Genomic DNA, 10,364 nt, shown 5'->3' with positions numbered 1-10,364 from the left:
GATCGAGCGCCACGAGTCTCTGAGAACTTCCTTTGAAACGGGCCCTGACGGCGAACCCGTACAGCGCATCCATGACAAAGTATCGTTCAATCTGACTGATGAAACATCAGCGGAAGCCTTCGTCCGTCCATTCCGCCTTGATGAAGCGCCGCTTTTCCGGGCGGCTCTCGTCAAAGAAACAGATGAGCGCCATCTCTTATTGACGGACATGCATCACATTATTTCCGACGGCGTGTCTGTCAACACGCTCATCCGTGAATTCGGGGAGCTGTACGCAGGCCGGACGCTTGCGCCGATGCGTATTCAATATAAAGACTATGCCGTATGGCAGCGGGAGTTTAAACAAGGAGAGACGTATCAGAAGCAGGAGGCCTACTGGCTGAAGCAGCTCGACGGAGAGCTGCCTGTGCTGGAGCTTCCGGCTGACAAAGCCCGTCCGGCAGTCAGAAGCTTTGCGGGCGACAAGGTGTCCTGTACGCTTGATGCGGAAACGGCAGCGGGCCTCCACCGCATCGCCCGGGATCACGGTTCCACGCTGTATATGGTGCTTCTCGCCGCCTACAATACACTGCTTGCGCGCCTGAGCGGACAGGAAGACATCATCGTCGGCTCGCCGATTGCCGGCCGGCCGCATAAAGACCTTGAGCCCGTTCTCGGCATGTTCGTCAACACGCTCGCTATCAGGACTCAGCCAAAAGGCGGCAAACGGTTCACAGACTACTTAGAGGAAGTGCGCAAAACGGCGCTTGACGCTTTCGAGCACCAGGATTACCCGTTTGAAGAACTCGTTGAACAGCTCGGCATCGTTCGCGACACAAGCCGCAATCCGCTGTTCGACGCCATGCTAGTCGTTCAAAATATGGAGCATGAGGAACTGCTTTTAGATGGATTGCATATTCAATCGGCTGATATTTCTCGGCCAGTTTCCAAATTTGATCTGACATTGCAGGCCTCCGAGGGAGACGGCGGCATTCATTTTCTGTTTGAATATGCAGCGGCTTTATTTAAAAAAGAAACAATGGAACGCTGGGCATCCCACTTTATGACGATGCTGCGGCACATCGCGCGTGATCCGGATACTGCCTTACAAACGATCAGCATGCTGACTTCTAAAGAACAGGATCAGCTTTTGACAGGCTTTAACAGCAATACTGATAAACAGCGGGCAGAAAAAACAGTTCATGAACTGTTTGTCTCACAGGCAAGAAAAACACCGAATGCGCCAGCACTCATCAGCGGGGAAGCCATGCTCACATACAAAGAATTAGATGAGTGGTCAAACAAAATAGCAAGAGCCTTACGAAGCCGGCAAATAGGACCGGATACCGCCGTAGGCATTTTGATTCCCCGGTCGCTGGGACAAGTTGCGGCAGTCTTCGGTATTTGGAAAGCCGGGGGGGCTTATGTTCCGGTTGACCCTGAATATCCGGAGGAACGCAAACAATATATCTTGTCAGATAGCGGGACAGCATTGCTCATCACTGTAAATGAATCGATCCATAAAGTGCCTGACGGTTTTAAAGGTGAAGTGCTTGCGCTGGAAAAGATTCAGGAACAGAATGCCTCGGCGCTTCAGCCTGTTTCAGCGCCGCACCATTTGGCTTATATCATTTATACGTCGGGAACGACCGGCAAGCCGAAAGGTGTTATGGTCGAGCATCAAGCAGTCAGTCAAACGCTTCAATGGCGGAGCAGCTTTTATGATCTGAATGAGAAAGATACGGTGCTCCAGCTCTTCTCATTTTCCTTTGACGGATTCGTTACAAGTATGTTCACACCGCTCATATCCGGTGCGAAAGTCGCCGTTCCAACTGAAGAAGAAGCGAAAGATATTCTTGTGATTAAAAAGCATCTGGCCGTTTACCGCGTCACTCATATGATTATCGTCCCTGTTTTGTATCGGACGCTGCTTGACGTACTCGAGCCGGGAGATGCCGAATTCCTGCGGATTGTAACATTGGCGGGAGAAGCGGCTGATCGCAATTTGATAAGCCGGAGTTTAGCGATATGCCCGGACACTGAGCTTGCCAATGAGTACGGACCGACAGAAAACAGTGTTGCCACCACCGCGGCAAGACACTTAAAACAAGATGAAGACGTAACGATCGGCCGTCCGATTGACCATACAAAAGTGTATATTTTAAACGGAAATCACCTGCAGCCGATCGGCGTAACCGGAGAACTTTGCATTACAGGCACCGGGCTTGCAAGAGGGTATCACAATCTTCCTCAACAAACGGCCCGGGCCTTCGTTCAAGACCCGTTCCATCCAGAGCGGCGGATGTATCGGACAGGTGATTTGGCCAAATGGCTGCCGGACGGCACACTGCAATATATCGGCCGAATGGACGAGCAAGTCAAAATTAGAGGCCACCGTGTGGAGCTGAAAGAAATCGAAGCGTCCCTCACAAACATCAGAGGAGTGAAAGAAGCAGCCGTGACAGTTCATGTTACCTCGATGGGCCAAAAGGAACTGTGCGCTTATATTGCGGCCGAGGATGGCACTGACAGCGGCACGGTGCAAAGAGCGCTTGCAAATGAAGTGCCGGCTTACATGGTTCCTGCGTTTTTTGAAACACTCGACGCCCTGCCTTTAACGCCAAACGGAAAGCTTGACCGCCGCGCGCTTCCGGCGCCGCGGAAAAAAGAGCAGACCCGGTCATTCACTGCGCCAGTCAGCGACATTGAAAAAGAATTGGCCGCCATTTGGAGTGAAGTGCTCGGAACAGAAAACATCGGAACGGATGAATCCTTTTTTGAGCTGGGCGGAGATTCTATCAAGGCCTTGCAAGTATCAGCCCGCTTACATCAGTCAGGAAAACAAATGGCTGTCAAAGACGTTTTCAGCCACCCGACAATTAAAGAACTGGCACACTATGTCCGTACAGAACAACAGCCGATCAGCCAAGCGCCTGTCGAAGGGGGAGTGCGGTGGTCCCCGGTTCAAAAATGGTTTCTTGCACAAGACATGACAGAACCGAACCATTTTAACCAGTCGGTGATGCTGCACAGAAAAAACCCGATAGATGAAGCAGCATTAAAGAAAACGTTAAAAGCCATTACCGTTCATCACGATGCCTTGCGGCTGATCTGTATGAAGGACGAACAGGAGGGTCTTCGCCTCTACAATCGTCCGGCTGATATAGAAGAAGAGACACTTTACAGCTTAAAAGTAATGAATTTGACAGAAAACGGCGGAGAGCAAGAGATTGAAAGGTTAATCAAACGCCAAGTCTGCAAGCTTCAAAGAGAAATGGACTTGGAGAACGGACCGCTCGTGCAAGCAGGGCTGTTCCGCACCGCGGGAGGAGATTACCTGTTTCTTTCCGTACACCATCTGGCCGTAGACGGCATGTCATGGCGGATCATATTAGAAGATTTGGCAACCGGTTATCAGCAGGCGCTAAACGGAAATGAGATAAAACTGCCGCCGAAAACGGGGTCTTTCCAAGCCTATACGGAGCAATTGGCGCAATACGCCGAAAGCAGGCGTCTGCTCCAGCAATCAGAGTATTGGCGGGACATTGAACAATATGAAGCAGAAGCCCTGCCGCGTGAGCAGGCAGATACGAGCTTGTCTCCTATGAAAAAACGGGATACGGTGTCTTTCACTTTAACAGAACGGGAAACGAACGCCCTGCTGAAAGAAGTGCACAGCGCCTATAATACGGATACCCAAGATATGCTTCTGGCTTCTGCCGTGCTCGCCATCCAGCAATGGGCTCCGCATCAGGCTTTAAAAATGGCGCTGGAAGGCCACGGCCGCCAATCAGAAGCAGAGAGCGCGGACATCAGCCGGACAGTAGGCTGGTTCACCGCCATTTATCCGGCGCTGTTCCGTCTTGAATCTAAGACACGATATGAAAACCTTGAAGAATATGAGATTCGCACATTAAAAACCGTAAAAGATACGTTAAGACGGATACCCGACAAAGGCATCGGATACGGCGTTCTCAAATACTTGACTACACCGGAAAAGGCCGGCATAAAGTTCGGCAAAGCACCTGACATCAGCTTTAACTATCTCGGCCAATTCGACGCGGCCGGCGGGAATCCGGAAGAAACAGAACAGCCTGACGCGTTTACTTTCTCTCCATTAGGAGGCGGAAGTGATATGACGGACACATGGAAGCGGGAGCAGTCGCTTGATATCAGCGCTATATCGGTTAAAGGCAGGCTGACTGTAAACATGTCATATCAAACAGATCGCTTCCGGAAAGAAACTATCGAACGGCTTTCTGAAGACTGCCGGAGTTCTCTCTTGAAGCTGATTGATCACTGTCTCAGCAAAACGGATACGGAGAAAACCGTCAGTGACTTTGATGATCGCGAGCTGACTGAGGAAGCATTACAAGACATTGCCGACTTACTTAGTTTCCACTAAAACCAGCGGGAGGAAAACATGGACAAAACGAAAAACATCCAAAACATTTATCCCCTCAGCCGCATGCAGGAAGGAATGCTTTTCCATTCCTTTCTGCAAGAGGAGGGGGCTGCATATATTGAACAATCCGTTTTCACGATAAAAGGCCGGCTTCGTCTGGACTTGTTCCAACAAAGCATACAGTCGGTCATCAGCCGCCACGAAATTTTCAGAACGGTTTTTTTGCCCCATGTCGCTCAGCTGGCGGGCCCCCGCCAAGTCGTGTTACAAGAGCGAACCTTCCGTTTGCATGATGAAGATATCTCAACTTTGACGGAAACTGAGCAAAACAGCTATATCAGCCAGTTCAAAGAACATGACCGTTTAAAAGGCTTCGATTTGCAAAAGGATATGCTCATGAGGGTTTCTCTGTTAAAAACGGGAGCTGAGGAATATGTGTGCGTCTGGAGCCACCACCATATCTTAATGGACGGCTGGTGCCTCGGCATCGTGCTTCAGGAATTTATGCATATTTACCAGGCGATTGATTCGGGCAGGCCTGTGTCATTACCGCCCGTTAAACCTTACAGCGCCTATATTTCCTGGCTGACTGATCAGGATAAAGATGAGGCTTCGGATTATTGGAAGCGGTATTTAGCGGGCTGCAGTACGCCCGCGGGGCTTCCGAAGATATCGTCCCGTCCGGCGGAAAAAGGCTACCGGAAGAAAGAGCTGATGTTTTCATTAGATCAAGAACTGACGGACAAGCTGAAAACCGCCGCAAAAGAGCAGGGCGCCACTCTCGCCACTCTCATGCAAACGGTATGGGGCTTGATGCTCCAGCGTTATAACCGGACAGACGATGTCGTCTTCGGCGCCGTCGTATCGGGACGCCCTTCCGTCATTCCGGGAGTGGAAAAAATGATTGGACTGTTTATCAATACCGTACCTGTGAGGATAAAGACAGGCGGAGAAACCTTTAAGGAGCTGCTCTGCCGCTGCCAGAAAGAAATGCTGGATACAGAGGCATTCAGCTTTCATCCGCTTGCTGATATCCAGTCACATACTGTGCTGAAACAGGATTTAATCGACCATATTATCGTATTTGAAAACTATCCGCTTCAGCAGCAGATGGAAGACTCGGAAAACATGACGGATGCACCGTTCCGAATTGAAAATGTAAAGGTGTCGGAACAATCAGGTTACAATTTTAATCTCGTGATTGCACCCGGCGATGAACTCATCATTAAATTCAGCTACAATGCAAACGTTTATGATGATTTATGGATGGAAAGTGTAAAAGGGCATTTACAAGAAGCGCTGCGCTGCGCCGCCTCCAATCCCGATATCCCGGCCGCCCGGCTTTCGATGCTCGGGCAGGAAGAGAGATCCAAGATTATCGGAGAGTTTAATGATACAAAAACGAACTACGAAAAAGACAAAAGCATCATTGACCTATTTTGCAGTCAAGCAGAAAAAACACCGGATCACCAGGCGCTCCAGGCAGGCAGCCTGACAATGACATACAGGGAGCTGAATGAACAATCAACTGCATTTGCCTGCACTTTACAGGAAAACGGCTTGGCGCCACAGGGAATCGCAGGAATTTTGGCCGAACGTTCACCGGAATTTATTATCTCTGTTCTCGCTGTTTTAAAAGCGGGAGGGACGTATCTTCCGCTTGACGCGGATCTTCCTCCCGAACGGATCAGTGACATGCTGAAAGAAAGCGGCGCGCAGATTTTGGCGGTGCAAAAAGGGATCAAGACTAATATTGATTTTTCACAAAAAGTATTGATTCCAGACGGCAAAGAGACACAAACGGCTTCCGCCAGGGATCTGAATGTCAATACCGCTCCTGATGATCTGGCCTATATTATGTATACGTCAGGTTCAACGGGCAAACCAAAAGGAGTGATGATTTCACATCGGAACGTCGTATCTCTTGTGTCAAACAGCAATTACACATCAGCCGGCCCAAAGGACAGGCTCATATTAACCGGCTCAATCGGCTTTGACGCCGTCACTTTTGAAATGTTCGGGGCCCTTTTAAACGGAGCGTGCCTTCATGTGATTGACCGCTCGACCATGCTTGCACCGGTCCGATTCGGCAGCTATTTGCTTGAAAACCGCATTACAGTTCTGTTTTTGACAACAGCTCTCTTTAATCAGTTCGCTCAAACAAAGCCCGACATGTTTTCCGGTTTGCACACCTTATATGTCGGCGGAGAGGCCCTGTCACCCGCACTCATGAATACGGTCAGACAGCGATGCCCGAATCTCAGCCTTTATAACATATACGGGCCGACGGAAAATACGACATTTTCAACCTTTTTTGACATCAAACAAGATTTCTCACAGCCTATCCCGATCGGCAAACCGATCAGCAATTCAACCGCCTTTATCATCGATAAAAACGGCCGGCTTGCGCCGATCGGCGTCCCCGGTGAGCTTTGCGTCGGCGGTGACGGGGTGGCCAAAGGGTATTTACACAGACCTGAATTAACAAAAGAAGCATTTGTGCAGCATCCGTTTTACCCGGAAGAAAAGATGTACAAAACCGGCGATCTGGCACGCTGGCTTCCTGATGGGAATATAGACTATATCAGCCGGATTGACCGGCAATTCAAGATTCGCGGTAAACGAATCGAACCGGCAGAAATCGAAGCGCGGCTGACCGAGATTGAAGGGATACAAGAAGCTGCGGTTGCTATTTTTTCAGAAGAAGGAGAAGAGGCAATCCTTTGCGCGTATTATACCGGTATCCAAATGGAGGATAGAACCATACGTTCATTATTGGCAAGGTCGCTTCCGGATTATATGATTCCGAATTACTGGATAAAGCTTGACCGTATGCCGCTTACCGCAAACGGCAAAGTCGACCGCCGCGCTCTTCCTTTGCCAGAACGTAAACAAGCTGAAAGAAATATAATTCCGCCGCGAAACTGGGTTGAACGGGAACTGATAGAGATCTGGAAGCCGATACTCGGTATAGCGGAGCTCGGCATTCAAGACGACTTCTTCGAGCTTGGCGGCCATTCGTTAAAAGCATTACAAGTCATCCACCAGCTGAAGAACAGCCAGCAGATGGATGTCCCGATCGAATTATTATTCGAAAATCCGACAATCGAACAATTAGCAGAAAAGCTGTATTCCCGGCAGCTGAGCACAGCAGCCGAGCAGCATATCAGCAGATTGAATCAGCCGGCGGGACCGAATCTTTTCTGTTTTCCGCCTATCTCAGGATTTGGTATTTTCTTCAAAGAACTTGCATCAGCATTAAATGGCCAATCCACTGTGTACGGCTTTAACTTTATTGAAGAAGACAGCAGAATGGAGCAATACATTGATAAAATCATTGACATCCAGCCAAAAGGCCCTTATATCCTTTTAGGGTATTCGGCAGGCGGAAATACGGCGTTTGAGGCTGTAAAAGCGATGGAAAGAAGCGGACTGGAGGTCAGTGACCTCATTATCGCAGATGCCTACAGAAAGCTTGAGGCACTGCCGCCGCAGCCAAACAGCACAACAGCCGATAACGTCCCGGCTCCGGTCAGAGAAGCGGTCATTAAAAAGACGGCAAGCTATCAAACGTATTGGGCGAAGCTGATCAATGACGGCCAAATTGCTGCAAACATTCATTTTATTGAAGCCGGAATCGAGGAACATCACGGTGACATGCAGCGGCAAAAATGGGAGGGCGCCTCAAAAGGACTCTATCAGGAATATCAAGGGGCAGGTGCCCATAAGGATATGTTTGAAGCGGCCTTTGTCCAGCAAAATGCAAAGGTGATACAACATATCGTCGCAAGCAGCGGCAAACGGTTAGAGCGCCATCTGTAAAATCCGTCGGAATGGTTCGCTGAGACAGAGGGCAAGATAGGGAAAATCCAGTGTTTTTGGAGGTTTGTCATGACTAACCTATCTTGGCTCACATATTTGATGATTATCCTTGCGAGCTACCGCCTGACCCATTTAATTGTCTTTGATAAGATTACAGAATTTATCCGCAAACCCTTTACAAAACAAGAAAAAACGATAGATGCAGCAGGGCATGTCGGACAAAAACACGTACCGTCCTCTACATTCGGTTACATGCTGCAATGCTATTGGTGTGCGGGCGTCTGGTGCGCCATATTGATCGGCATCTGCTATCTGATATGGCCCCGCTATGCAAATCCGGTTATTTTCATTCTGTCGATTGCCGGTGCGCAGGCGATTCTTGAAACGTTTGTCGGCGTCGGAACGAAAGTGATAGACGTGTTGGCCGCCATGAAACATAAAAAGTCCTAAAGCAGTTTTTATTGCTTTAGGACTTTTTTCTTTTTCTATAGGCTGAGAGGAGCAAAGAAGCCCCCTGTATTCACCGCCCCGCCCGCTTTAGAATACCGTAAAGCAGGGAGGGGGAGAAAAATGAAAGGCTGCCGTCCGAGCATCATATGGTTTTTCACCGTTTTACTGACAGCCGGTATCTTCAGCGCTTCAGCATCCGCAGCATCCTTGAAAGAAACTCAGCCAGACAGGGAAATGAGGGCGGTATGGATTGCCTCAGTAACCAATATCGACTGGCCTTCTAAAAAAGGGCTGTCTCCAGATGAGCAAAAAAAGGAATTTATGAAACTGCTTGATGACGTGCAAGCGATGGGGATGAATGCCGTCGTTGTCCAAATTAAGCCCACGGCCGACGCATTTTACCCATCGGATTACGGGCCTTGGTCCGAATACTTGACAGGAACACAGGGGAAAAATCCCGGGTATGATCCGCTCGCTTTTTTAGTTGAAGAAACCCACAAACGCAATCTGGAATTCCACGCCTGGTTTAATCCTTACCGGATCACAATGAATCACACAAATTTGGATGCGCTTTCAGCCGATCATCCGGCACGAACACACCCTGATTGGGTCGCTGCCTACGGCAAACAGCTGTATTATAATCCGGGACTTCCCGAAGTGAGACAGTTTATAGTCGATGGGATCAAAGAAGCAGTCAGCCGTTATGACATTGACGCCGTTCATATGGATGATTATTTTTATCCTTATAAAATCGCCGGACAGGAATTTCCCGATCATGCCGCGTACGAGCAATACGGAAAAGCGCATTTTGCCAGCATTGATGACTGGCGGAGAGATAACGTCAACCGGCTCGTAAAGCAAATAAACCAAACCATAAAAAAAGAAAAGCCGTATGTTAAATTCGGGATCAGCCCTTTCGGCGTATGGAGAAATGCGGCTGATGACCCGACAGGCTCCAACACTTCCGCAGGTGTCCGAAATTACGATGATTTATACGCGGACACAAGAGAATGGATTCAAAAGGGGTATATCGATTATATTACACCGCAAATATACTGGAGCATCGGATTTAAGGCAGCTGCATATGACGTCCTGGCTGATTGGTGGAGCAGGGAAGTGAAGAATCGCCAAGTACATTTATATATCGGGCAGGCATCTTATAAAATCAATAACAATGCCGATCCAGCCTGGTCAGATGCTGAAGAATACGGAAGACAGATCCGATTGAACCGTCAATCTGAGCTGGTTAAAGGCAGCATGCACTTCAGCTTAAAGGATCTAAACCGCAATCCGCTCGAAGTGAAAAGCCGCTTGATCAGCGATTTTTACAGCCGTCCCGCGTTAATTCCCGAGATGCCCTGGCTCGGTCATTCTGCCTTAAAGCAGCCGGCAATCAAACGGGTGTCAAAAAGCGCCTCAGGACATACGATCTATATTGAAGACTCCAAATCAAATGGCAAAAAGACTGCATATTACGCCATTTATCGGGCGGAAAAAGGGAAACCGCCTTATTTGGTGGATACGGTAAGAAAAACCGCTTCACGAAAGCAAACATTTTCAGATACTGATACACAGGCAGGGAACACCTGCACCTATATCGTGACATCCGTTGACAGGCTGCATCATGAAAGCAAGCCCTCAGCAAAACGATCCGTAAAATAGCTCCTTTCTCAAACTGACAGTCACGCGCTGTCAGTTTTTTTATTTG

4 protein-coding genes are annotated in these 10,364 nt (G+C 48.9%); all 4 read left to right on the top strand.

Annotated elements, in window-relative coordinates; translation table 11 throughout:
* Positions 1–4,384, top strand: a 4,384-nt coding sequence (locus J7E26_RS00135; RefSeq protein ID WP_214812855.1) for a non-ribosomal peptide synthetase, incomplete at its 5' end; no start/stop codon positions are given.
* 18 nt (positions 4,385–4,402) lie between these two features.
* The gene (locus J7E26_RS00130) at positions 4,403–8,206 is read left to right on the top strand and encodes a non-ribosomal peptide synthetase (RefSeq protein WP_214804087.1); all 3,804 of its coding nucleotides are present in this window, start codon (positions 4,403–4,405) and stop codon (positions 8,204–8,206) included.
* A 69-nt stretch (positions 8,207–8,275) separates the two neighbouring features.
* A complete protein-coding gene (locus J7E26_RS00125; protein WP_214804088.1) occupies positions 8,276–8,656 on the top strand; it encodes a DUF1360 domain-containing protein in 381 nt (126 codons plus the stop codon).
* 120 nt (positions 8,657–8,776) lie between these two features.
* Positions 8,777–10,318: a glycoside hydrolase family 10-like protein gene (locus J7E26_RS00120; protein ID WP_214804089.1), complete on the top strand. Its 1,542-nt coding sequence runs from the start codon at positions 8,777–8,779 to the stop codon at positions 10,316–10,318.
* Positions 10,319–10,364: the final 46 nt, after the last annotated feature.

Source organism: Bacillus sp. ISL-51, assembly GCF_018613535.1.
GTDB lineage: Bacteria > Bacillota > Bacilli > Bacillales > Bacillaceae > Bacillus.
The sequence above is the reverse complement of the archived record's forward strand: the minus strand, read 5'-3'. Positions and strand labels throughout refer to the sequence as shown.